Annotated in this window: 23 protein-coding genes; 10 read left to right on the forward strand and 13 right to left on the reverse strand. The window is 73.9% G+C overall.

Annotated features, from left to right (window positions below; all coding sequences use genetic code 11):
* Positions 1-43 precede the first annotated feature (43 nt).
* Positions 44-1,642 (forward strand): ricin-type beta-trefoil lectin domain protein, encoded by a 1,599-nt coding sequence (locus AB0G08_RS12410; RefSeq protein WP_358086591.1) that lies wholly within the window; start codon positions 44-46, stop codon positions 1,640-1,642.
* Positions 1,643-1,738: 96 nt separating this feature from the next.
* Here the strand turns inward: AB0G08_RS12410 and AB0G08_RS12415 are convergent, their stop codons facing one another.
* From AB0G08_RS12415 to AB0G08_RS12440, 6 genes are all read right to left on the reverse strand, one after another.
* Positions 1,739-2,329: a hypothetical protein gene (locus tag AB0G08_RS12415; protein ID WP_358086593.1), complete on the reverse strand. Its 591-nt coding sequence runs from the start codon at positions 2,327-2,329 to the stop codon at positions 1,739-1,741.
* A 55-nt stretch (positions 2,330-2,384) separates the two neighbouring features.
* On the reverse strand, positions 2,385-3,806 hold the full coding sequence (locus tag AB0G08_RS12420; protein ID WP_358086595.1) for a HAMP domain-containing sensor histidine kinase: 1,422 nt from the start codon (positions 3,804-3,806) through the stop codon (positions 2,385-2,387).
* Positions 3,799-4,491 (reverse strand): response regulator transcription factor, encoded by a 693-nt coding sequence (locus tag AB0G08_RS12425; RefSeq protein ID WP_358086597.1) that lies wholly within the window; start codon positions 4,489-4,491, stop codon positions 3,799-3,801. The genes AB0G08_RS12420 and AB0G08_RS12425 overlap by 8 nt, the downstream gene beginning before the upstream one ends.
* 67 nt (positions 4,492-4,558) lie before the next feature.
* Positions 4,559-5,071: a hypothetical protein gene (locus AB0G08_RS12430; protein ID WP_358086599.1), complete on the reverse strand. Its 513-nt coding sequence runs from the start codon at positions 5,069-5,071 to the stop codon at positions 4,559-4,561.
* Positions 5,072-5,206: 135 nt separating this feature from the next.
* Positions 5,207-6,208 (reverse strand): phosphotransferase, encoded by a 1,002-nt coding sequence (locus AB0G08_RS12435; protein ID WP_358086601.1) that lies wholly within the window; start codon positions 6,206-6,208, stop codon positions 5,207-5,209.
* A 52-nt stretch (positions 6,209-6,260) separates the two neighbouring features.
* Positions 6,261-7,433 (reverse strand): acetyl-CoA C-acyltransferase, encoded by a 1,173-nt coding sequence (locus AB0G08_RS12440; RefSeq protein WP_357875144.1) that lies wholly within the window; start codon positions 7,431-7,433, stop codon positions 6,261-6,263.
* A gap of 88 nt (positions 7,434-7,521) precedes the next feature.
* Here AB0G08_RS12440 and AB0G08_RS12445 point away from each other — a divergent pair, with 88 nt between their 5' ends.
* On the forward strand, positions 7,522-7,950 hold the full coding sequence (locus AB0G08_RS12445) for a PH domain-containing protein (protein ID WP_358086603.1): 429 nt from the start codon (positions 7,522-7,524) through the stop codon (positions 7,948-7,950).
* Between the two features lie 63 nt (positions 7,951-8,013).
* Here AB0G08_RS12445 and AB0G08_RS12450 read toward each other — a convergent pair whose 3' ends face one another.
* Complete coding sequence (locus AB0G08_RS12450) at positions 8,014-8,928, reverse strand: rhomboid family intramembrane serine protease (protein ID WP_358086605.1); 915 nt, start codon at positions 8,926-8,928, stop codon at positions 8,014-8,016.
* Positions 8,929-9,022: 94 nt separating this feature from the next.
* A complete protein-coding gene (locus tag AB0G08_RS12455; RefSeq protein WP_357875150.1) occupies positions 9,023-9,553 on the reverse strand; it encodes a peptidylprolyl isomerase in 531 nt (176 codons plus the stop codon).
* An 84-nt stretch (positions 9,554-9,637) separates the two neighbouring features.
* Here AB0G08_RS12455 and AB0G08_RS12460 point away from each other — a divergent pair, with 84 nt between their 5' ends.
* Complete coding sequence (locus AB0G08_RS12460) at positions 9,638-10,453, forward strand: hypothetical protein (RefSeq protein ID WP_358086607.1); 816 nt, start codon at positions 9,638-9,640, stop codon at positions 10,451-10,453.
* 133 nt (positions 10,454-10,586) lie between these two features.
* Here the strand turns inward: AB0G08_RS12460 and corA are convergent, their stop codons facing one another.
* From corA to AB0G08_RS12480, 4 genes are all read right to left on the reverse strand, one after another.
* Complete coding sequence (gene corA / locus AB0G08_RS12465) at positions 10,587-11,735, reverse strand: magnesium/cobalt transporter CorA (RefSeq protein ID WP_358086609.1); 1,149 nt, start codon at positions 11,733-11,735, stop codon at positions 10,587-10,589.
* A 355-nt stretch (positions 11,736-12,090) separates the two neighbouring features.
* Positions 12,091-13,185: a PLP-dependent aminotransferase family protein gene (locus tag AB0G08_RS12470; protein ID WP_358086611.1), complete on the reverse strand. Its 1,095-nt coding sequence runs from the start codon at positions 13,183-13,185 to the stop codon at positions 12,091-12,093.
* 106 nt (positions 13,186-13,291) lie between these two features.
* Complete coding sequence (locus AB0G08_RS12475; RefSeq protein WP_357875158.1) at positions 13,292-13,750, reverse strand: ester cyclase; 459 nt, start codon at positions 13,748-13,750, stop codon at positions 13,292-13,294.
* Between the two features lie 91 nt (positions 13,751-13,841).
* Complete coding sequence (locus AB0G08_RS12480) at positions 13,842-14,234, reverse strand: CBS domain-containing protein (RefSeq protein WP_358086613.1); 393 nt, start codon at positions 14,232-14,234, stop codon at positions 13,842-13,844.
* A 115-nt stretch (positions 14,235-14,349) separates the two neighbouring features.
* Here AB0G08_RS12480 and AB0G08_RS12485 point away from each other — a divergent pair, with 115 nt between their 5' ends.
* The 5 genes from AB0G08_RS12485 to AB0G08_RS12505 all read left to right on the forward strand — a co-directional run bounded on the left by AB0G08_RS12485 (position 14,350) and on the right by AB0G08_RS12505 (position 18,129).
* Positions 14,350-14,799 carry an NUDIX domain-containing protein gene (locus AB0G08_RS12485; protein WP_358086615.1) on the forward strand — a complete coding sequence of 150 codons (450 nt, stop codon included), beginning with the start codon at positions 14,350-14,352 and terminating at the stop codon, positions 14,797-14,799.
* Positions 14,796-15,566: a hypothetical protein gene (locus tag AB0G08_RS12490; protein ID WP_358086617.1), complete on the forward strand. Its 771-nt coding sequence runs from the start codon at positions 14,796-14,798 to the stop codon at positions 15,564-15,566. The genes AB0G08_RS12485 and AB0G08_RS12490 overlap by 4 nt, the downstream gene beginning before the upstream one ends.
* Before the next feature lie 79 nt (positions 15,567-15,645).
* On the forward strand, positions 15,646-16,377 hold the full coding sequence (locus tag AB0G08_RS12495) for a phosphocholine cytidylyltransferase family protein (protein ID WP_358086619.1): 732 nt from the start codon (positions 15,646-15,648) through the stop codon (positions 16,375-16,377).
* Entirely contained in the window at positions 16,365-17,432 is a 1,068-nt protein-coding gene (locus AB0G08_RS12500; protein WP_121397506.1) for an iron-containing alcohol dehydrogenase family protein, read from the forward strand. The genes AB0G08_RS12495 and AB0G08_RS12500 overlap by 13 nt, the downstream gene beginning before the upstream one ends.
* Positions 17,407-18,129, forward strand: coding sequence for a CDP-alcohol phosphatidyltransferase family protein (locus tag AB0G08_RS12505; RefSeq protein ID WP_358086621.1), 723 nt, complete (start codon positions 17,407-17,409; stop codon positions 18,127-18,129). Before AB0G08_RS12500 ends, AB0G08_RS12505 begins: the two co-directional genes overlap by 26 nt.
* A gap of 246 nt (positions 18,130-18,375) precedes the next feature.
* Here the strand turns inward: AB0G08_RS12505 and AB0G08_RS12510 are convergent, their stop codons facing one another.
* Positions 18,376-19,644, reverse strand: a complete 1,269-nt coding sequence (locus AB0G08_RS12510; protein WP_358086623.1) for a glycosyltransferase family 4 protein — start codon at positions 19,642-19,644, stop codon at positions 18,376-18,378.
* 80 nt (positions 19,645-19,724) lie between these two features.
* On the opposite strand from AB0G08_RS12510, the gene AB0G08_RS12515 reads away from it, so the two are divergent.
* Both AB0G08_RS12515 and AB0G08_RS12520 read left to right on the forward strand, forming a co-directional pair.
* Entirely contained in the window at positions 19,725-20,585 is an 861-nt protein-coding gene (locus AB0G08_RS12515) for a DNA-formamidopyrimidine glycosylase family protein (protein ID WP_358086625.1), read from the forward strand.
* A 264-nt stretch (positions 20,586-20,849) separates the two neighbouring features.
* A complete protein-coding gene (locus tag AB0G08_RS12520; protein ID WP_358086677.1) occupies positions 20,850-22,421 on the forward strand; it encodes a sugar transferase in 1,572 nt (523 codons plus the stop codon).
* Positions 22,422-22,438 lie beyond the last annotated feature (17 nt).

Consider the following 22,438-nt stretch of genomic DNA (forward strand, 5'->3'; position numbering starts at 1 on the left):
AACTCGATCGACGTCCCGCGATCGAGCCGAAAGGAGTGCGTCGATGCTTGGTTCCCCTGCCAGGCGCGAACGCGCGACCCGACGACGGGCGCTCACCGTCGTCGCCGCCGCCGCTCTCGTCCTGCCCATGCTCGCCGGAACGGCCTCCCCCGCCACCGCGGCCGACCGTCCGGCCATCCAGCCGCTCCCCGCCAACCTGGAGACGATCCGCGCCGCCGAGGCCACCGCGCTCTACGGCGCGCCCGCCGTCCGCCCCATCGAGCAGCGCCGCACCGCGCTGATCACCATGGGCGACAGCGAGATCTCGGGCGAGGGGGTCGGGAACTACGTCCCCGGCACCCACCAGCCCGGCAACTGGTGCGACCGCTCGTACGACCAGGCGGTGTTCCGCACCGGCATCGCCGCCGACGAGAAGTACAACATCGCCTGCTCCGGGGCGACCCCGTGGAACCTGATCCGGGGCGGGCCGACCCAGCACAACGAGCTGAACCAGGGCGACCACCTCGCCATCAAGGCGCGCAACACGCACATCAAGCTGATCTGGGTGGTGGTCGGCGCCAACGGCGACGGCACGATCCAGTTCGGCCCGGTCGCCACCGACTGCACCGTCCGCCGGGTCCTCCTCCAGGGCGCCTGCTACCCCACCTACACCGACCAGTGGACCGTCCGCACCGACGGCAGCCGGCAGGCGGTCGAGGACGCCCTCGAAGACATCCGGCAGACCATGACCGGCGCCGGCTACCTGCGCTCGGACTACGAGCTGGTGCTCATGTCGTACCCGAGCCCGGGCAGCCCGGACGTGGAGGACAACCCGAACTTCCCCGGCTGGTACGCCGGCGGCTGCCTGCTCTACCTGGCCGACGCCGCGTTCGCCCGGAACAAGGCGGTGCCGATGTTCGAGTCGGCGCTGCGGGCGGCCGCGACCAACACGGGCACCCGCTACCTGGACGCCAGCCGGCTCTTCCACGGCCACGAGGTGTGCACGGACAACACGTCGGTGCGCGGGCTGCACATCGAGCTCGGCATCTGGGACGAGAACGCGGCGCGGCAGTCGTTCCACCCCAACAACCGGGGGCACGGCATGTTCGCCCAGTGCGTCACCCAGTTCTTCAACTCGGGGCGGGAGCGGGCGACCTGTGTGGACCCGGCCAGCACCGGCAACGGCGTGCTCTACGACGGGCTCTTCGAGTTCAGGCAGCTGCGCAACGCCGCCACCGGCACCTGCGTCGACGGCAAGGGCTACGACTCGCGCAACGGCACCCCCCAGCAGTCGTACGGCTGTCACGGCGGGCGCAACCAGGGCTTCTGGTACGACCCGACTCGCCAGTCGCTGCACTCGGAGCTCTCCCACGACCGCTGCCTGGACGTCTCGGGCGGGTCGCTGAGCGCCGGCACGGCCGTGAACGTCCACGACTGCCACGGCGGCGCCAACCAGAAGTTCGTCTTCGCCGGCAACCAGCTCAGGACGGCCGGCAACGGCAACCTCTGCGTGGCGTTCGACAACCCGTTGCTGGGCACCCCCCGGCTGCGGCTGGCCACCTGCTCCACCAGCACCCGCCAGCAGTGGTCCTTCGAGTCCCGCAACTTCGCCAACCCGGTGGGCTACGGGCACGACGACTTCATCGGCTCCCGCGTCTACTGAGACCGATTCGCCCGCGCGGGCGGCGCCGCCACCCCGGGCGGCACCGCCCGCGTCGGCCGGCGGGGTGTGGCCCGCCGGCCGACGGGCCGCACTTCCCTACTTCTGCCTGGCCGGCACGACGATCAGGCGGGCGACCCCGCCGTCGCCCTCCTTGGCGCCGGCCACGCCGACCGTCGTACCGACCTTGACGTCGGCGGATCGGATCATCGTGCGGCGCTCCACGACGCGCAGCTTGTCGCCGAAGGTCCAGGTCATGGTGAAGCCGTCGGCGGACTTCACGGTCATCGAGTCGCCGTCGACCGCGGTCACCTCGCCCCGCTGCACGGCGACGGTCCGCGTACCGCCGTCCTTCGTCCGCACCACGGCCTCGCCGTGCAGGGCGCCCCGGCGCAGCAGCACCCGGGCCTGCCGGCGCTCGCGCCGCTCCTCCGCGCGCTCCCGCCGCTGCTCCCCGGCCGCGCCCGGCGACGCCTCCGGCGAGGCGGGGGCGGCCAGTGGCTCGACGTCCAGGTCGCCGGCGTCGAAGCCCAGCGCGGCCAGCGCCTGACCCTCCGCGCCCAGCGCCGCAGCGACCTCGACGGCGGTCTCCCGGGCCGGCTGACCGGCCGGCCCGGCGGAGCCGCAGCCGCCGACGCCGAGCGCGACCGCCGCGAGCAGCGTGGTGGTGACGATTCCCCAACGTGCCATGAGTCTCCCTCTCGTCCGTGGAGCCCAAGCCTCCCGCCGCCCCGCGAGCGACAGGTCAGGCCGATGTTCGGGTCCGGTAAGGATCCGCCGGCAGCCGGACCGTGAACGCGGCCCCGCCCTCCGGGGCGTGCCCGGCCGCGATCTCCCCGCCGAGCCGGCGGACCAGGCCGGCGGCGAGCGCCAGCCCCAACCCGCTGCCGACCTTGCGCACTCCCCGGTAGCGCTGGTGCAGGGCGCCGCGCTCGAAGGCCACCGCCAGGTCGTCGTCGGTGAAGCCCGGTCCGCCGTCGCGGACCTCGACGACGCCGCCCGCCACCGGGTCCGCGCCGGCCGCCCGGACCGCGAGCACGATGGGCGCCCCCGGCGGTACGACCCGCAGCGCGTTCTCCAGCAGCCCGTCCACCACCTGCCGGATCCGGCCCGGATCGGTGTACGCCGGCACCGGCGCGTCCGGGACCTCCGCGCGGAACGGCACCCCCACCGCCGCGCACCGGTCGGCCCAGGTCCGACCCGCGTCGGCGGCCAGCCGAGCGAGGTCCACCGGCACCGGTTCGAGCGGGAAGTCGGCGGCCTCCAGCCGGGCCAACGCCAGCAGGTCGCTGACCAACCGGTCCAGGTGCTGCGCCTCCGCGAGCACGGTACGCCCGGCGCCGGGCGCGTCCGCCGGCCCGATCACCCCGTCGGCCAGCGCCTCGGCGTAGCCTCGGATCGCCGTCAACGGGGTGCGCAGCTCGTGCGAGACGGAGAGCAGGAACTCCCGCTGCCGCCCCTCGCTCGTGGCCAGCGCGGCGGCCAGCCCGTTCAGCGCGTACGCCAGGTCGGCCACCTCGTCGGGCGGCTCCACCGGCACGCGTACCGCCCGGTCCCCGGCGCGCAGCCGGGCGGCGGCGTCGGCGGCGCGCCGGATCGGCCGGGCCAGCCTGCGGGCGAGCAGCAGCCCGGCGACCACCCCGGCGGCGAGCCCCGCCAGCAGCGGCAGCCAGAGGCTGGGCACGACCTGCCGCCACGGCGCCGTGGACCGGGTACGGGTCAGCACCACCCCGTTGCCGCCGGGCAGGGCGCGTCCCTCGATCAGCGTGCGCCGCCCGTCGAGCGGGCGGCGGGTCGACACGTTGCGCCCCTCGGCGACGCGCCGCACCACACGCGGCGGCAGGCCGGGGCGCTCCGCGACCCCGCCCCGGACCAGGTACGCGTCGACGCCCTGGGCGTTCAACTGCCGGACGAGCCGCTCCTCGTCGGCGGTCCGGCCGGTCTCCAGCCGGGGACGCAGCACCTCGGCCGCGAGCCGGGCCTGGGCGGCCAGCGCCTCCTGGTCGCGCCGTTCCACGCCGCGTACCGCCAGGGGCACCGCGACGATCGCCGTGACCAGCACCGAGACCAGGGCCACCGCGCAGGTGACCAGCACCGCGCGGGAGGTCAGCGTCCGCCCGGGACGGTGTCGCGGCGCCGGCGGCGGCGCGCCGGTCGGCTCAGCCATCGGCGGCGTACCCGACGCCCCGGTGGGTGCGGATCACGCCGGCCGCGCCCAGCTTCGCCCGGACCTGCGCGACGTGCACGTCGACGGTGCGGGTGCCGGCGTGCGCCGCGTACCCCCAGACGCCGGCGAGCAGTTCCTCCCTGGTGAAGACCCGGCCCGGTCGGGCCATCAGGTACGCCAGCAGGTCGAACTCGGTGGAGGTGAGCTGGACCGGGGTCCCCGCGGCGGTCACCGTCCGGCGGGTCGGGTCGAGGGCCACCGCGCCGACGACCCGGGGCAGGCCCGGCCCCTCGGGCGTCCCGGCGCTGCGCCGCAGCACCGCCCGCACCCGGGCGACCAGCTCGCGGGGGCTGAACGGCTTGGTGACGTAGTCGTCCGCCCCCAGCTCCAGCCCGACGACGCGGTCCACCTCGTCGTCGCGGGCGGTGAGGAAGATGACCGGCGTCCAGTCGCCGGCCTCACGCAGGCGCCGGCAGACCTCGGTGCCGGTCAGGCCGGGCAGCGCGATGTCGAGGACGCAGGCCACCGGGCGCAGCCGGCGGGCGGCGGCCAGCCCGGCCGCCCCGTCCCGTTCCAGGTGGACGCCGAAGCCGTCCCGGGTCAGGTAGAGCCGGACCAGGTCGGCGATGGCCGGCTCGTCCTCCACCACGAGGACGAGCCCGCGAGGCGGGGCGTCGACGGTCACCGACCCATGATTGCCGACGCGGCGCCGCCGGAGGGGCAGCGGATGTTCGGGTTCGGTAAGAAGCCGGTCAGCGCACCACGGCGGGACGGAAGGCGGCGGGCCGCGCGACCGGCGGCGCCTCGCCGATGGTGGCGACGAGTCGCTCCCGGGGGGTCCGCAGCCGGGTCCGGAAGGCGTGGTTGAGCAGCGCGTCGAGCTGCCACACCTGCTTCGGGTGGCGGGTGCGGATGAGGAACCGCTCGCGGATCCCGTCGATCGCGGTGGCGGCCAGCTCGACCGAGTGCAGGCGCGGGTCGGGGCTCCAGGTGACGTTGCTGAGCTCCCGCAGCTCCGTGTTGAGGTGCAGGCGCAGCCGGTGCAGCACGCGGGTCTGCTGGGTGACGACCAGCCGCCGGTGGGTCAGCAGGAGGAGGTACTCGCCGGCCATCGGGCGGTCCGGCCGGGCGCACCGGGTGACGAGGATGGTGGCGTCGCCGGAGCCGACGCAGCGTCGGAAGACCGGCATGTGCCGGGTGACGGTCTGCACCGCCAGCCCGGCCTCGGAGGCGGCCGGGAGGAACGTTCGGGAGAAGACGTCCATGCCCTGCCCAACGAGGCGCGACCTGGGGTGACGCGGGTCACGCGGGAATTTTGGAACTTCCACGCGCGCGCGTCGCACCGCCTGTCCGGCTTCGCCGCCGACCGCCGGAGGGCCGCCGGACGTCGCCGCGCCGGCTCAGACCGGGTCCGGCGCGAACAGTTCCTGCAACCAGCCGGGCACGGCGGACGCGTACTCCGCCCGGGTCGGGTCGGGGCCGGAGAGGGCGCGGCGCCAGGAGAGCGCCCGGCTGACCCGGGTGACGCGGACGGCCAGGCGGGCCGTCTCGTGCAGCGTCGCCCGGTCGTGGCCGGCCGACCACGGCTCCAGGTAGGCGTCGCGCAGCCGCGCCAGAGCCGGGTCGCCCTCGGGCAGCCCGAACGTGTCCGCGACCGAGTTCAGCGTCACCAGCAGGGTGCCGAACGGGTGGGCCACCGAGGCGTCGCCCCAGTCGAAGAAGCGGTGCCCGTCGCCGGCTACGAAGACGTTGCCGTCGTGCAGGTCGTCGTGCTGGATCGTCGGCGCGACGCCCGAGGCGGCCAGCCGCCGGCAGTCCTCGGCGAACGCGGAGCGGTGGGCGCGCAGCCGCTCGTACGCCTCGACGGTGAGCCCGTCCGCCGCCCCGAGCAGCAGCGCCTCCTCGTCGTCGAGCAGCGCCTCGAACAGCCCCGGCAGCGCCTCCGGCCGGTGGTCGGGTACGCCGAGGGCTAGCAGCTCGCCGACCCCGGGCGCGACCGCGCGCTGGAGGTCGGCGTACTCCGGCAGGACCCGCTCCCAGCGGGGCAGCAGACTCCGGTCGCCGCCCAGCGCCGCGCGCAGCGTCCGGCCGCCGTCGGGCAGCAGGGACCAGCCGCGGTCGGTGTCCACGGCGACGGGGTCGAGCACCCGGCCGGGCACGAGCCGGGCCAACGCGGCCAGCAGCGCGGCCTCGTGCCGGGTGCCGGCGTTGTTCGCCTTGAACCAGACGTCCCCGGCGTCGGTGGGCACCCGCCAGACCAGCGACCAGGGCCGGACCCGGGGCTCGATCGGCCCGGCGATCCGGCGGCCGTGCCGACCGAGCCGGTCGCCGATCCAGTCGAGCGCGGTGTCCCGCCAGTGCGGGTCGACCCAGTCGGCGCGTGGCGTGGCGGCGTCGGTCACGCCCGGCAACCTAACCGCCGCCCCGCCGCCGTGCCAGGGGTTTTCCCGCCGCCTACAGCAGCTCGACGATGGTCGCGTTGGCCATGCCGCCGCCCTCGCACATCGTCTGGAGGCCGTAGCGGATGTCGTTGTCCCGCATGTGGGCGAGCATGGTGGTCATGATCCGGGCGCCGGAGCCGCCGAGCGGGTGGCCGAGGGCGATCGCGCCGCCGCGCGGGTTGAGCCGCTCCGGGTCCGCCTCGGTCTCCGCCAGCCAGGCCAGCGGCACCGGCGCGAACGCCTCGTTCACCTCGTAGACCCCGATCTCCTCGATGCCCAGCCCCGCGCGGCGCAGCGCCTTCGCGGTGGCCGGGATGGGCGCGGTGAGCATGGTGACGGGGTCGTCGGCGGCGACGACGGCGGTGTGCACCCGGGCCAGCGGGCGCAGGCCGTGCCGGCTGGCCCACTCGCTGGTGGTGACGGCGAGCGCCGCCGCGCCGTCGGAGATCTGCGACGCGGAGCCGGCGGTGACGACGCCGTCGGGGCGGAACGGGGTGGCCAGCTCGCCGAGCTTCTCCAGCGAGGTGTCCCGCCGGATGCCCTCGTCGGCGGCGAACTTGCCGCCGTCGGCCAGGGCGACCGGGGCGATCTCGGCGTCGAAGGCGCCGGCGTCCTGCGCGGCGGCGGCCTTCTCGTGGCTGGCGAGGGCGAACTCGTCGAGCTGCGCGCGGGAGAGGCGCCAGCGCTCGGCGATCAGCTCCGCCCCGACGCCCTGGTTGAACGGCAGCGGCGCGTCGTCGGCGAAGCCCTCGACGCCGCGGTAGCGGTCGCGCAGCTGGTCGCTGAAGGGCGACCCGCCGGCCACGCTGGAGCCCATCGCGACCCGGGTCATCGACTCGACGCCGCCGGCGACGACCAGGTCTGCCTGGCCGGAGAGGACGGTGGCGGCGGCGAAGTGCAGGGCCTGCTGGCTGGAGCCGCACTGCCGGTCGAGCGTGGTGCCGGGCACCGACTCGGGCCAGCCGGCGGCGAGCACGCCGTTGCGGGCGACGTTCCACGACTGGTCGCCGACCTGGGAGACGCAACCCCAGACCACGTCGTCTACCAGCGCCGGATCGATGCCGGTGCGCTCAGCGAGGGCGCGCAGCACGTGCGCCGAGAGGTCGACCGGGTGCACGGCCGCCAGGCTGCCCTTGCGCCGCCCCACCGGGGTGCGTACCGCGCCGACGATGACTGCGTCACTCATGACTACTCCCCGGTAACTTGGGCTGGCCCCGATCCTACGTCGTCGGCGGGCCGGGCGTCCTCCCCCGGTGCCCTGGCATGCTGAACGGATGCATCCAGACCCGGCCCCGGCCCGGCAGTGGCGGGTGCCGCCCGCCCTGCCGGCGCTCAAGCTGACCGGCGCGGTCGCGCTGCTCGCGCTGGCGCTGTTCCTCGACGGGGGCGACCGGATCCGGTTGGCGCTGGCCGTGCTCACGGCCGCCGGGCTCGCCGGCTGGGCGGCGCGCGACCTGGTGGCACCCGTCCGGCTCGCGGTCGACCCGGACGGGATCACGGTCGTCCAGGGCTTCGCGGGCCGCCGACGGCTGCCCTGGTCGGCGGTCGAGAAGGTGACCGTGGACCGCCGCGCGCGGCGGGGCCTGACCAGCGAGCTGCTGGAGATCGACGCGGGGGAGTCGCTGCACCTCCTCGGCCGCCACGACCTCGGCGCGGATCCCGCCGAGGTCGCCGAGGCCCTGCACGAGGCCCGCCCGCGCTGACCGGCAGGTCGCGGCGGTGTCCCCGGCCAACCCGCGCCCGGGAGGCGGAGCCCGGGCGGGAGGTCAGCCGCCGACGATGGCCGCGGTGCGGACCAGGGCCAGGCCGACCAGCGCCGCCACGATCACCGCGCCGCCCGCGAGTTGCACCAGCGTCCGGCGCGACCGCGGGGCGTACGCGAACACGAGCGCCAGCAGTGCGCCGACCACCAGGCCGCCCAGGTGCCCGGGGATCGAGATTCCTGGCACGGTGAACGTGAAGACCAGGTTGATCACCAGGACGGGGAACACCTGGGAGATGTCCCGCCCCATCTTCCGTTCGATGACCACCAGCGCGGCGAACAGGCCGAAGATCGCCGTGGAGGCCCCGGCGGTGAGCTGGTTCTGCGCGCTGAACAGGTAGGCGGCGACGTTCCCGCCCAGCCCGGCGACCAGGTAGAGCGCCAGGAAGCGCAGCGGCCCGAGGCTGGCCTCCAGCGACCGGCCGAGCACCCACAGCGCCCACATGTTCAGCAGCAGGTGGACCACGCCGTAGTGCAGGAACATCGCGGTGACCAGGCGGTACCACTCGCCCTCGGCGATGCCGCCGACCGTGCCGTCCGGGAAGATCGCGCCGCCGAGCACGGAGCCCCAGTCGGTCAGCGGGGTGCTGCCGCCCATGAGGCCGCCGAAGCCCGAGCCGCCGACCGCCGCGTCCCCGCCCCGGTCGGAGGCGATGGAGAGCAGCATCATCAGCACGTTGAGCGCGATCAGCGCCTTGGTGACGTAGCCGTGCCGGCCGGCGGCACCGCCACCGAAGGCGGTACGCGCCGGCCGCACGCTACGACGTCCCTCCGCCACGCACTCCGGGCACTGGAACCCGACCGACGCCTCCCGCATGCAGTCCGGGCAGATCGGCCGGTCGCAGCGGGTGCACCGCACGTACGTCTCCCGGCCGGGGTGCCGGTAGCAGACCGGGGTGGTGGGTGGCGACTCGCTCACCGCGCCCGCCCGCCGTCGCGGACCGCGCGGCCCACCAACCGGTCCCGGCCCTCGGAGCGCTCAGTCATGTCGGCAAAGGTACCTCGCGGACCGTTCAGGCAGCGGTGCGCTCGATCTCGACCCGCTCGATGACGACGTCCTGCAGCGGCCGGTCGTTCGGGCCGGTCGGGGTGTTGGCGATCGCGTCGACGACCTTCGCGGACTGCTCGTCGGCCACCTGCCCGAAGATGGTGTGCCGGTTGTTCAGGTGCGGCGTCGGCGAGACGGTGATGAAGAACTGCGAGCCGTTGGTGCCCGGCCCGGCGTTCGCCATCGCCAGCAGGTACGGCCGGTCGAAGCGCAGCTCCGGGTGAAACTCGTCACCGAACTTGTAACCCGGGCCACCGCGACCGGTGCCGGTCGGGTCACCCATCTGGATCATGAAGCCACCGATCACCCGGTGCGAGATGGTGCCGTCGTAGTACGGCCCGCTGCCCGGCTGACCCGTACGCGGGTCGGTGTATTCGCGGTTGCCCTCCGCCAGGTCGACGAAGTTCTTGACGGTCTTCGGGGCGTGGTTCTGGAAGAGCTCCAGCCGGATCGGGCCAGCGTTGGTGTGCAAGGTGGCGTAGACAGCCTCGGCCACGGGTACTCCTCACTCGTTGGTCAGTTCCATGCGGATCCTCCCATGTGCCCGATCTGGCAGTGCGGAGGCATCCGAAGGTGGAGGATGACGAAGGAACAACTCCCAGGAGGTGGGACCGTGTTTGGAATCGGGCGGCGTAAGACCCAGGGGCAGCTGGCCAAGGTGGAGCTGAACCAGGGCCTCGGTCACCTGAGGCAGGCCGCGACGTACGCCGCGAAGGGCGCCGGCGCCACCGTCGCCCCGCGGGTCCAGGCGGCCCGGGGCGCCGTCGCGCCGACGGCCGTCATCGTGCGCGACCGCGCGTCCAGCGGCCTCGCGTCCACGGTCGCCGCGCTCGCGCCGCTCGCCCTGGCCGTGCGCAAGGCGCAGGCCGAGGCGGCGGGCAAGGCGGTCACCGGCCGGAAGGCCGTCGCGGCCAGGCAGACCGCGGCCAGCCGCAAGGCCAAGGCGAAGAACATGAAGGCGTCCCGGAAGAAGAGCTCCCGTCGGGGCGGGTCCATGATGACGGGCCTGCTCGCGGCCGGCGCGGTGGCCGGGGTCGCCGCGATGGCGGTGCGGCGGCGCCGGGAGCAGCAGGAGTGGGCCGAGTACGACCCGACCCGCAAGCTGGAGCCGATGCGTGACGAGGTGGAGACCATGGAGATCCGTACCCCGGTGACCGACGCGTCGACGACGTCGAGCGGCTCGGGCGTGGCCGGCGGCCCGACCGGCGCCGGCAGCTCGGCGGTGGCCGGCGGCGACAGCGCCTCCACCACCACCCCCGGCAAGCAGCCGACGGTCCACGCGACGGACAAGGTCCCGTCGGTGGCCGAGGGCGCCAAGGACACCTCGGGGCGTCCGGCGGACGACCTGACCGAGGCGCTCCGCAAGGGCGGCGCCAGGACCAACGGCCGCCGCTGACATCACTGTCGGTCCCGGAAAGCGCCGGCGATGCGGCTTCGGCCGTCCCGCCGGCGCTTCCGCGCCCGACGACTGAAGCTGCGGGGTCAGGCGGCGCCGGGTGCGGCGGGGACCGCGCGGCAGGCCCGGGCCGTCAGAGCCAGCCGTTGCGGCGGAACCAGCGGTAGAGGGCCAGCGAGATCCCGAGCATCAGGGCGAGGACGACGGGATAGCCGTACGTCATCTTCAGCTCCGGCATGACCTCGAAGTTCATCCCGTAGATGCCGGCGATGGCGGTCCAGACGGCGGCGATGGCGGCCCACGCCGCGATCTTGCGCATGTCGTTGTTCTGGTCGACCGTGACCTGGGCCAGCCGCGCCTGGAGGATGGAGTTGAGCAGGTCGTCGTAGGAGTTGACCTGCTCGACGGTGCGGCTCAGGTGGTCCTGCACGTCCCGGAAGTAGCGGCGGATCTCCTTCGGCACGTCGCGGTTCATCTGCGCGGTGAGGGTCAGCAGCGGGCGCTGCAACGGCATCACCGCCCGCTTGAACTCCACCAGCTCCCGCTTCATCTGGTAGATCCGCTGGATCCGGCCGGTGGACTGGCGGTCGAACACGTCGGCCTCCAGCGTGTCGAGGTCGTCCTCCAGCCGGTCCGCGACCTCCAGGTAGATGTCCACCACCCGGTCGGTGACCGCGTACGCCACCGCCCACGGGCCGTGCAGCAGCAGGTCGCGCTTCGTCTCCAGGTCGGCCCGGACGGGTGCGAGGCGGCAGGCGTCCCCGTGCCGGACACTGATCAGGAAGTTCGGGCCGATGAAGAGCATCACCTGGCCGGTCTCGACGACCTCGGAGTGCTCGGTCAGCTCGGCGTGCTCGCAGTACCGGGCGGTGCGCAGCACCAGGAAGCTGACCTCGCCGAACTGCTCCAGCTTGGGGCGCTGCTGCGCCTTCACCGCGTCCTCGACGGCCAGCTCGTGCAGCCCGTACGTGGCGGCGATGGCGGTCATCTCGGCCAGCTCCGGCTCGTGCAGGCCGAGCCAGACGAAGCCGTGCTCCTCGCGGCGGGCGGCGGCGAGCGCCTCGGCGTACCGCCAGTCGCCGGGCTGCCGGCGGCCGTCGACGTAGAGGGCGCAGTCGACCACCGCGTTGCGCTGCGGGCCGGCCGGCGCGGGGACCTGCTGCGGGTTGTCGGAGTTGAGCCGGCGGGTCATCGCCCGCACCGGCGCCACCCAGTCCCGGGGCCTGAGCACCCGTCCGCCGTTCGGCGAGGCCGTCCGCCCCTGCTGCTCCCGGTCCGTCATCCCGCCCCCTCCCACGCGCTGCCGCGGGTGAACAGTACGCCGCCGTGGATGATCACCGCCGGTGACGATCGCCGGGAGGGTGGCGCCGGGCGGGCCGGGTCGTTTCAGGGGGGTGAGGGGACGACCCGGCCCACCCGACGCCCTTTGGGGGCGGGGGTTGTGCTGGTCGCGCCGCTCCACGTGCCGCCGGTCGGGCCGGCCCGGTCCCGTCGCCGGGCGCGGCGGGGGCCGGCACCGGGCGGTGAGTTCCGCTACACGTGGTGAGTGACGCTCGCAGCATTGTGGGCCGTCGGCCGCCCCGGCGGGAGACCCGGGACGGCCGCGATCGTCCAACTGTCAGAAATCTGACAGAAATTCAGCCCCGTACGGCCGCCATGGCCTCCGCCAGGCGCCGCACGCCCTCGTCGATCCGGTCGGCGGTCACCGCCGAGTACGCCAGCCGCAGGGCGTGCCGCCCGCCGTCGACGACGAAGTCGCTGCCCTTGACCACGGCGACCCCGCGCTCGGCGGCGGCCGGCGCGAGCCTGTCGACCTCCACGTCCTCGGGCAGCTCGACCCAGAGGAAGTAGCCGCCGTCCGGCTCCACGAAGCGGGCCTCCGGGATGTGCCGGCGCAGGGACTCGGCCAGCACCCGGGCCCGCTCGCCGAGCGCGGCGCGCACGGTCTCGATGGAGCGCCCGATGTCGCCGGAGACGCAGAACTGGTGCACGATCGCCTCGGAGACCATGCCCGGCGAGATGTAGAGGCTGGTCGCCTTCTTCGCGATGTCGCCGATCAGGTCCGCCGGACCGACCAGGTAGCCGACCCGCACGCCCGGGCAGACCGTCTTGGTGAAGCTGGAGGCGTGCACCACGACGCCGCGGGTGTCCAGCGAGAGCATCGACGGCAGCGCCTCGCCCCGGAACCGGATGTCGGCGTACGGGTCGTCCTCGAAGATCGTGAACTCGTACTCGGCGGCGAGGTCGAGCAGCTCCCGGCGCTTCTCCAGGCTCAGGGTCACGCCCGCCGGGTTCTGGTAGTTCGGGATGACGTGCGCCAGCCGGGGACGCACCCCCGACTCCAGCAGCTTGCGCAGCTCGGCGGTGTCGAGCCCGTCCGGCTGGATGGAGACGCCGTGCAGCTCGCTGCCCATCCGCTGGAGGTTGAGCAGCGTCCGGTCGTACGTCGGGCGCTCCACCACCACCGCGTCGCCGGGGCGGACCAGGTGGTCGAAGAGGAACGCGTCCGCCTGCAACGACCCGTTGGTGATCAGCACCTGGTCGGCGGAGACCCCGTGCTTCTCGGCGATCCACTGCCGCAGCGGAAGGTATCCGACGGAGGTGCCGTACGCGGTCACCCCGGCGGGATCGGCGTCGAAGGCGCGGACGGCGGCGGCCTTGAGCCCCTCGACATCGACGATGTCCAGCGAGGGAGCGCCACGGGCGAAGGAGATCAGCTGCTCGGCGGTCATGGCTGTTCAGCGTACGGAAGGCGACGGGGTGCGCGCGGAAGGCACGGCGATGTCCGCATCCTGAGCCACCGGGACGGGTGACCGGCGTCGGCCGGTCGGCGACAGGTCAGACCGGAAGGCCGAGCGGGTCGTGCTGCGCCTCCCGGGAGAGCCCGTCCACGTGCAGGCCGAGCGCCGCGATCAGCTGCCCCCAGTCGAAGTAGGACCGCCAGGCCGCGATCCGGCCGCGCCGGACCCGGACGACGTCCACCACGTCCCAGCTCACCAGCCGGCCCGTCGGCGCGACGGTGCCGAACGGGGTGTGCAGCACCCCGGTGTGGGTGCCGGTCAGCCGCTGCTCGACGGCCGCGCCCCCGGCCGTCTGCACGGACCCGATCGGGTCGACCGTCAGGTCCGGGAAGGCCCCGGTCCAGGTGCGCAGCAGGGCGGGCAACTCGATCGGGCGCACCGTGACGCCGGGCATGGAGTAGAAGGCGTCGGCCGCGTAGAGGTCCGGCAGCCGGGCCACGTCCCGCCGCAGGAGCATCGCGTACTGCTGCTCGACCAGCCGATCCGCGCCACGCATGAGGACCTCCGTCGCGGATCGCGGCCCGTCCGCGCCCGCAGAGGATCCTTACCCGTCGATCGGCCCGCCACACCCTCTGCCGAGCGGCGGCTCAGGTCGACTCGACCATCCGGCTCTCCGCCCAGACCCGCATGATGTCCCGGACGGAGATCACCCCGGCCACCTCGCGCCCGTCGAGCACCACCAGGTGCCGGAAGCCGCCCCGGGCCATGGCCGCGGCCGCCTCCTCCACCGTCCACTCCGGCCCGGCGTAGACGACGTCCCAGGTCAGGTGGGCGGCCGTCCGCTCGACGTCGCAGTCCAGGTCGGCGCCGATGGCCTTGAGCACGTCGCGTTCGGTCATGATGCCGACCCCCTCGGAATCCGGGTCGATCACGACCGCCGACCCGACACCGCGGGCCGACATCATCCGGGCCGCCTGGCGGAGCGTGTGCTCCGGGCCGACCACGAGAACCTCGCTGGACATCGCTTCCCGAACCTGCATCACGCATCACCCCTGTGGGACGGTGGCACCCGGTAGGGGACATGGTGCGCCCGTGGGCTGCTCCGGGCAAGACCGGGCGTCGCCGGAACAGGCCACCGCTCGCTACTGTCGTGGCGTGTCCACCGAGCCTCTGCGCTGCGCCGGCGCGCTGATCGTCGACGACGACGGTCGACTCTTCGTCCAGCGACGGTCTCCCCACCGGCGCATCTTTCCCAACTGCTGGGACATCGTCGGCGGCCACCTGGAACCGGGCGAGGACTGGATGGACGCGCTGCGCCGGGAGGTGACCGAGGAGACCGGCTGGACGGTGTCCCACGTGCTCGGCCACGTCGGGGAGTACCACTACGTCGCCGACGACGGCCTGGCCCGCATCGAGCGCGACTGGCTGGTCCGGGTCGACGGCGACCTGGCCCGGCCGACGCTCGAGGTGGGCAAGCACACCGAGTTCCGGTGGCTCGCCGCCGACGAGCTGGACCTGCTCGACGAGCACCGCGACGTCAACGACGGCCTCATCCGGCGGATCGCGGACGAAGGTTTCGCCGCCCTGCGTTCGATCGGTCTGTGAACGACACCGTCGAGCTGGCGCCGCACCGGTTCGCCGGCCTGGTCGCCCCGGCGGTCGAGCGGGCGTTCGTCGCCGGCATCCTCGCCGGCCGCGACGGCGGGGGCGCCGAGCTGAGCCAGCGGTACGGCGGGCCGGCCGCCACCGGCTTCCTGCTGGAGTTCCGCACCCGCCTCGCGGCGCCGGGCGGGACGGTCGACGAGGCCGGCTTCACGGCGGTCACCCGCTACCGGGACCCGGTCGACTGCCGGAAGGCCCTGGACAAGCAGGTGGCGTACGGGATGATCCACCGCAGCCCGGAGGGCGGGCTCTCTGCCACCGAGCGCGGGCTGGCCTTCCTCGCCGAGATCTGGCAGGTGCACGCGGAGGTCACCGAGGAACTCTGGGCGGGGCACGAGGACCGGGTGCTGCGGCTGGTGGAGGCGTTCGGCCGGGTGCTCACGTGCGCGCTGGTGCTGGCCGACGAGGAGGGCGCCGAGGCGGGTGCGGCGTTCGCCGCGACGGCGCCGCCGTACGAGCCGGACGGCACCCCGCCCGGCGTGCTGCTGCTGAACCGGCTCGGCACGATGCGCTACCACCGGGCCGACGCGCACGCCGCCGCGTGGACCGCCGCCGGGCACAGCGCGGCGAGCGCCGCCGCCCTGCCGCCCGGCCCGGAGCAGCTCGCCATCGAGCTGGAGACCGACCGGCGGGCCGCCGCGCCGTACGCCGTGCTGACCGCCGAGGAGCGGCTCGGGGTGCTGGCGGACCTGGCGGCGCTGCCCGGCTGACCCGGTTGGCCGCAGCGGTGCCGCCACGCGGGGCTATCCTCCAGCGGTGACCGGGAGTCGTACGAGGGAGGACGCCTCAATGATCGGGATGGTGCTCGCAGCCGGGGCGGGGCGTCGGCTGCGCCCGTACACCGACACCCTGCCCAAGGCGTTGGTACCGGTGGACGGCGACACCACCATCCTGGACATCTCGCTGCGCAACCTGGCCGAGGTGGGGCTCACCGACATCGTGATCGTGGTCGGCTACGCCGCCGACGCGGTCGTCTCCCGCCAGGCGGAGCTGGAGAAGAAGTACGGCGTCACGCTCACCCTGGTGCACAACGACAAGGCCGAGGAGTGGAACAACGCCTACTCCCTCTGGCTGGCCCGGGAGCACTTCTCCCGGGGCGTGCTGCTGGTCAACGGCGACACCGTGCACCCGGTCAGCGTGGAGAAGACCCTGCTGGCCGAGCGCGGCCCCGGCATCCTGCTCGCCGTCGACACCATCAAGCCGCTGGCCGAGGAGGAGATGAAGACCACCTTCGACGCCGCCGGCCAGCTGACCCGGATCACCAAGCTGATGGACCCCGGCGACGCGTACGGGGAGTACATCGGCGCGACGCTGATCGAGCCGCAGGTGGCCGACGCCCTCGCCGACGCGCTGGAGGCGACGTGGCGGCGCGACCCGAACCTCTACTACGAGGACGGCTACCAGGAGTTCGCCGACCGAGGCGGCGAGGTGCGGGCGGCGCCGATCGGCGACGTCTCCTGGGTCGAGGTCGACAACCACGCCGACCTTGCCCGGGCGCGGGAGATCGCGTGCCACTACTAGCCCGTACGGTCAACACCCCACTCGTGATCGAGGTCCGGCGGGGTGCGGTGGCCGACCTCGGGCCGCTGCTGGCCGACCGGCGGATCTCGGCCGGCGGGGACGTGGCCGTCGTGGTCGGCCCCGGGCAGGGTGAGCGGATCGTCGAGCTGTGCCGGCCGTCGCTCGGCGCGGCCGACGTCTTCACGGTCGTCGGCGGCACCATCGACGCGGCGAACGACCTCGGTGACCGGCTGCGCCGCCGCCACTACGACGCCGTGGTGGGGATCGGCGGCGGCAAGACCATCGACACCGCCAAGTACGCGGCCACCCGCTACGGGATCCCGATGGTGACGGTGGCGACCAGCCTGGCGAACGACGGCATCGCCTCCCCGACCGCCTCGCTCGACCACGAGGGCGGCAAGGGCTCCTACGGGGTGCACATCCCGATCGCGGTCATCGTCGACCTCGACTTCGTGGAGAACGGCCCGGACCGGCAGACCCAGGCCGGCATCGGCGACGCGGTGAGCAACCTGAACGCCTGCGCCGACTGGGAGCTGGCCCACGAGGTACGCGGCGAGCCCATCGACGGGCTCGCGGTGACCCTGGCCAGGACGGGCGCGGAGGCGCTGCTCAACCACCCCGGCAAGATCACCGACGACAGCTTCCTCACCACGCTGGCCGAGGCGCTGATCATGGGCGGCATCGCCAGCTCGGTGTGCGGGTCGACGCGCCCCGCCAGCGGCGGGGACCACGAGATCTCGCACGCGATCGACCGGCTCCACCCCGGCACCGCCGCCCACGGGGAGCAGGTGGGGCTCGGCGCCCTCTTCTGCACGTTCCTGCGCGGAGACACCGACCGGTTCGGTCGGCTCGCCCGCTGCCTGCACCGGCACGGTCTCGCCACCACCCCTGCCGACCTGGGCCTGACCGACGAGCAGTTCGTCGATGCCGTGCAGTTCGCGCCCCGGACCCGGCCGGACCGCTACACGATCCTCGAACACCTGGCGATGTCGCCTACCGAGACGCGGGAGCGGCTGGCAGACTACGCCGGTGCAATCCGCGACCACCTTGGCTGAGCCCCGTCCCACCGTCGCCGACTTCCACCGGGTGAACCGGGGCGGCGGCCTGTTCAGCGAATCGATCAGCCAGTGGCTGGGCGCGGTCTTCGCGCTCGTCGCCCAGCGCCTCGGGCTGCGCCCGACCGCGCTGACCATCGCGAACCTGGTGCTCGGCCTGGCCACCTCGGTCACCGTGGTCGCGCTCGCCGGCCGGGTCGCCGCCGGTGACGTGCCGGCCTGGGCGGTCGGGCTGCTCGCCCTGGTCGGCTGGCAGGTCGCGTACTCCCTGGACTGCGCCGACGGCCAGCTCGCCCGGGTGACCGGGCAGGGCAGCCCGGCCGGTGCCCGCGTCGACGTGCTCGCCGACGTCGCCGCCCAGATCGCCCTGGTCGCCGCCCTGGCGGCAACGGCCGTGGCGCAGGAGCCGTCGACGCCGAGCTGGCTGGTCGCCGTCTTCGCCGGCACCTGGATGGTCAACCTGGTCACCTCGGTGATGCAGGCCGGCCCGAACGCCGCCAGCATGGTCACCTCGACCTCGCTGCCCGTACGCCTGGTGAAGCTGGTCCGCGACTACGGCGCGGTGATCTTCGCCGCCGGCCTGGTGCTGGCCTTCGCCCCCGCCCTCGTTCTTTGGGTGATGGTGGCGTTCACGATCGTCAACGGCGGCTTCCTGCTCGCCAGCATTGCCTTCTCCGCCCGCGCCTCGCTGCGCTGAGGTATGACGCGGCCCCTCCAGGGGCGCTTCGATACCAAGATCTCCCGTCATCCTGAGGAGCGGAACGGCAGTCCGCGTACCGCCCCCTGCGGGAGTTGGATGCCCGGCCTGCCCGCTCTGGCCGGCCGTCACCGCCACCCCAAGATCGTTTGTCGATCACCCGTGTCCCGCCCGCATGTCACACCGGGTGAGCAGCAAACGATCAAGGAGCCCGGCAGCCGCAAACGATGCAGGGGGCGGGGTGGTCTAGCGGGGCGCGGCGGTGGGCGAGACGTCCGCGTACACGTCGAGGAGGCGCTTGGTGACCACGTCGGGGTGGAACGTGCGCTCGTAGCGGGCGCGGGCCGCCGGGGCCAGCGTCGCGGCCCCGGCCCGGGCCACCGGCAGGGCGGCGGCCATCGCGGCCGGCTCCGGGGGCACCACCCAGCCCGCCTCGCCCCCCGCCACGCCGGTGGGCAGCGCGACCCGGCCCTCCCCCGGCGCGGCGGAGGCGACGGCGGCCGGGCCGGTGCCGGCCGGCTCGCGGGGCGCGTCGGCGCCGACGAGGTACGGGATGCCGCCGAGGGCGGTGCCGAGCACCGGCCGGCCGGCGGCGAGCGCCTCGATGATGACGGTGGGCAGCACGTCGTGCCAGGTGGAGGCGGCGATGATGACCGCGCTGGCCTCGATCGCGACGCGTACCCCGGTGCGGTCCAGCGGCCCGAGATAGGTCACGTCGGCGCGCTCGGCGGCAGCGGCCTCGGCCAGCGGGCGCAACTCGCCGTCGCCCGCGATGCGCAGCGGACCGAGCGCCCCGTCCGGGTGCCGCCGCCAGGCGTCCAGCAGCAGGTCCAGCCCCTTCTCCGGGGAGAGCCGGGCCATGTAGAGGAAGCCGTCGCCGAGCGGCGCGGGCGCCCCCGGGTCGGGGATGCCGTTCGGCTTGACCACGATCCGCTCGGCCGGGATGCCGTAGTCGCGCAGGTGGTCGGCGACCGCCGAGGTGAGCGCGACGAACCGGTCCACCGAGCGCCAGGTGCCCCGGTGCACGGCGAGCGTGGTCGCCATCAGGGCGCTCTGGGCCCGGGAGCCCCGGTAGCAGCGGTGCACGATCGCCGGCACCCCCAGGGCCCGGCCCCGGCAGTCCTGACAGATCATCCCGTCGCGGAAGTAGAGCCCCGAGGAGCAGACCTGACGGTAGTTGTGCACCGTCTGCACCACCGGCACGCCGTGCCGGTGCGCGGTCCGCACGATCCAGGGCGAGATCAGGGGGTACGGGTTGTGCAGATGCAGCACGTCCGGTCGGTGCTCGGTGATGAGCCGGCTCAGCTCCTCCTGCGCGCGGGGCGCCCAGATCGGCGAGATCGGCAGCAGCGCCTTGGCCGTCTTCGACATCGACGGGATCTCGTCCGAGCTGCGGATGAACGGCAGCACCTCCACCCCGGCCGCGGTGAGCTGGGCGATCTCCGCGTCGACGATCGTGTTCTCACCGGAGGGCTGGGCCTGCCGGTACCGGTTGTGCGCCACCACGATTCTCACGCAGCTTGCCTTTCGTTCGCGACTGCGGGACTCGCAAGCTCATTCCTCGCGCTCACGGGAAAGAAGGCTACCGTTGGTTGGTGCCCGAACTACCGGAGGTTGAGGCGCTCGCGGGATACCTGCGCGAGCGCGCGGTGGGGCGGCGCGTCGACCGGTTGGAGGTCGCCGCGATCAGCGCCCTGAAGACGTACGACCCGGCGCCGACCGCCGCCGCGGGGCGGACGGTGACGGACGCCCGGCGGCACGGCAAGTTCCTCGACGTGGTGCTCGACGGCGACCTGCACGTGGTGGTCCACCTGGCCCGGGCGGGCTGGCTGCACTACCGGGAGGCGTTCGCCTCCGCCGCCCCGCTGCGCCCCGGCAAGGGGCCGGTCGCGCTGCGGGTGCGCCTCGACGACGGCTCCGGCTTCGACCTGACCGAGGCCGGCACCCAGAAGAGCCTCGCCGTCTACCTGGTCACCGACCCTCAGGCGGTGCCCGGGGTGGCCCGGCTGGGCCCGGACGCGCTCGCCGCCGACCTGGCCACCTTCGCCGAGCGGATGCGCAGCCGCAAGGGCCAGGTCAAGGGGGTGCTCACCGACCAGACCGTGCTCTCCGGCGTCGGCAACGCGTACTCCGACGAGATCCTGCACGCGGCGAGGCTGTCCCCGTTCGCGCTGACCCACCGGCTGACCGACGAGCAGCTGGCGACCCTGCACGCGGCCACCCGGGAGGTGCTCGGCGACGCGGTGCGCCGGTCGGTCGGGCAGCGGGCGGCCGAGCTGAAGGGCGAGAAGCGCTCGGGGCTGAAGGTGCACGCCCGCACGGGGCAGCCCTGCCCGGTCTGCGGGGACACCGTCCGCGAGGTCTCGTTCGCCGATTCGAGCCTCCAGTACTGCCCGACGTGCCAGACCGACGGCAAGCCGCTCGCTGACCGGCGGTTGTCGCGGCTAGTACGGTGAGTGACGACACTGCCGACTACGGAACGGAATCGGCCATCCCGCGCCGAAGGTCTGAGTTGCGGCTCTACCGGGCCCGTCATCCATCGGTATAGTGGCTCGGTCCCCGGCTTCTGAAATGGCGCGGAGCCGGCCAGACGCCCGGCGGCACCACACCGGCGCGTTGTCCCTCGGGTCAGCGTACGGCTCGGCGGCCGCATGGGAGACTGGGACGGTGGGCGACCGGGCCCTCACGGCGAGTGAGCGGCACGTGTCATGCGGGAGGACATGGGTGAGGTGACGACAAGCCTCCAGCGCCCGGTAACCAACACAGGCCGGAGCAAACTCGTGCGGCACGTCGACAGCTTCGAGATCCAGCCGCCGGCACCGCCGTCCCACAACGGCGTACCCCGGTCCGCGTGGGCTCGGGCCCGCCGTCGCGTGTCCCGCTGGCACCGTCCCTACATCACCCTCCTGCTGCTGCTCGACTTCGCCGCCGCCGCGGTCGCCAGCCTGATCGCCATCGAGACGTTCGACCAGTCGCGGGCGGGCTTCTACAACGCCGAAGAGGACCCGACGTGGTTCCACACGGTGGCGTTCGTGCTCCTGCCCCTCGGCTGGATCATCAGCCTCTGGGCCAACCGGGCGTACGACCGGCGCTACCTCGGACTCGGCCCGGACGAATACAAGCGCGTGATGCGGGCCGGCGTCGCCGTCGCCGCGACGGTGTCCTTCCTCGCCTTCGCCACCAAGACCGACCTGTCCCGGTACACGGTCGGCACCGCCCTGCTCGCGGCGCTGCTGCTGATCCTGCTGAACCGGATCCTCTGCCGCTTCGTGCTGCACGTGGTCCGGCGCAACATCGGCCAGGCCGGTCACCGGATGGTGCTGATCGGCACCCTGCCGGAGTGCCTGGAGGTCTACACCGCGGTCACCCGCAACCCGGCCGCCGGGCTGATGCCGGTCGCCATCCACATCACCGACGGCTACGCGGCGGCCAAGGGCATCGAGACCCCGGTCCCGGTGTACGCGGGCCGCGACGTCCTCGCCCTCGTCCGGGAGGTCGGCGGCGACACGATCGCGGTCTGCGGCTCGGCGAGCGCCGAGCCGGGCGAGTTGCGCCGGCTGGCCTGGCAGCTGGAGGGCTCCGGCGTCGACCTGGTCGTCGCCCCGCAGCTGACCGACATCGCCGGCCCCCGGGTGCACATCCGGCCGATCGAGGGCCTGCCGCTGCTGCACGTCGAGGAGCCGACCCTCTCCGGGCCGGCGCTACTGGCCAAGAACCTGATGGACCGGGTGGCCGCCGGGCTCGGCCTGCTGATGCTGACCCCGGTCCTCCTGGCCATCGCGATCGCGATCCGGGTCTCCGACCCCGGTCCGGTCTTCTTCCGCCAGCCCCGGGTGGGCCACGAGGGGCGCACCTTCCGGGTCTGGAAGTTCCGCACCATGTACGTGGACGCGGAGGACCGGCTGGCGAGCCTGGTCGACCGGAACGAGACCGACGGCATGCTGTTCAAGATGAAGCAGGATCCCCGGGTCTTCCCGGTGGGCCGCTTCCTGCGGGCCTCCTCGCTGGACGAGCTGCCGCAGTTGATCAACGTGCTGAAGGGCGAGATGTCGCTGGTCGGGCCGCGCCCGCTGCCCGCCGACGACGGCGACTTCCTCGGCGACGTCCGCCGCCGGCTGCTGGTCCGGCCGGGCATGACCGGGCTGTGGCAGGTCTCTGGCCGCTCCGACCTCTCCTGGGACGAGGCGGTCCGGCTCGACCTCTACTACGTCGACAACTGGTCGCTGGCGTACGACCTGAGCATCCTGTGGCGCACCGTCGGGGTGGTGCTGGCCCGCAAGGGCGCGTACTGACCCTTGGCGTACGGGCC

The sequence above is a fragment of the Micromonospora sp. NPDC023644 genome (genome assembly GCF_040640115.1).
In the GTDB taxonomy this organism is placed as follows: Bacteria; Actinomycetota; Actinomycetes; order Mycobacteriales; family Micromonosporaceae; genus Micromonospora.

Coding starts and splice junctions, on each gene's coding strand:
- AB0G08_RS12410 (WP_358086591.1), top strand. CDS start 44: ATGCTTGGTTCCCCTGCCAGGCGCGAACGCGCGACCCGACGACGGGCG.
- AB0G08_RS12415 (WP_358086593.1), bottom strand. CDS start 2,329: ATGGCACGTTGGGGAATCGTCACCACCACGCTGCTCGCGGCGGTCGCG.
- AB0G08_RS12420 (WP_358086595.1), bottom strand. CDS start 3,806: ATGGCTGAGCCGACCGGCGCGCCGCCGCCGGCGCCGCGACACCGTCCC.
- AB0G08_RS12430 (WP_358086599.1), bottom strand. CDS start 5,071: ATGGACGTCTTCTCCCGAACGTTCCTCCCGGCCGCCTCCGAGGCCGGG.
- AB0G08_RS12440 (WP_357875144.1), bottom strand. CDS start 7,433: ATGAGTGACGCAGTCATCGTCGGCGCGGTACGCACCCCGGTGGGGCGG.
- AB0G08_RS12445 (WP_358086603.1), top strand. CDS start 7,522: ATGCATCCAGACCCGGCCCCGGCCCGGCAGTGGCGGGTGCCGCCCGCC.
- AB0G08_RS12460 (WP_358086607.1), top strand. CDS start 9,638: ATGACGAAGGAACAACTCCCAGGAGGTGGGACCGTGTTTGGAATCGGG.
- corA (WP_358086609.1), bottom strand. CDS start 11,735: ATGACGGACCGGGAGCAGCAGGGGCGGACGGCCTCGCCGAACGGCGGA.
- AB0G08_RS12470 (WP_358086611.1), bottom strand. CDS start 13,185: ATGACCGCCGAGCAGCTGATCTCCTTCGCCCGTGGCGCTCCCTCGCTG.
- AB0G08_RS12475 (WP_357875158.1), bottom strand. CDS start 13,750: ATGCGTGGCGCGGATCGGCTGGTCGAGCAGCAGTACGCGATGCTCCTG.
- AB0G08_RS12480 (WP_358086613.1), bottom strand. CDS start 14,234: ATGCAGGTTCGGGAAGCGATGTCCAGCGAGGTTCTCGTGGTCGGCCCG.
- AB0G08_RS12495 (WP_358086619.1), top strand. CDS start 15,646: ATGATCGGGATGGTGCTCGCAGCCGGGGCGGGGCGTCGGCTGCGCCCG.
- AB0G08_RS12520 (WP_358086677.1), top strand. CDS start 20,850: ATGGGTGAGGTGACGACAAGCCTCCAGCGCCCGGTAACCAACACAGGC.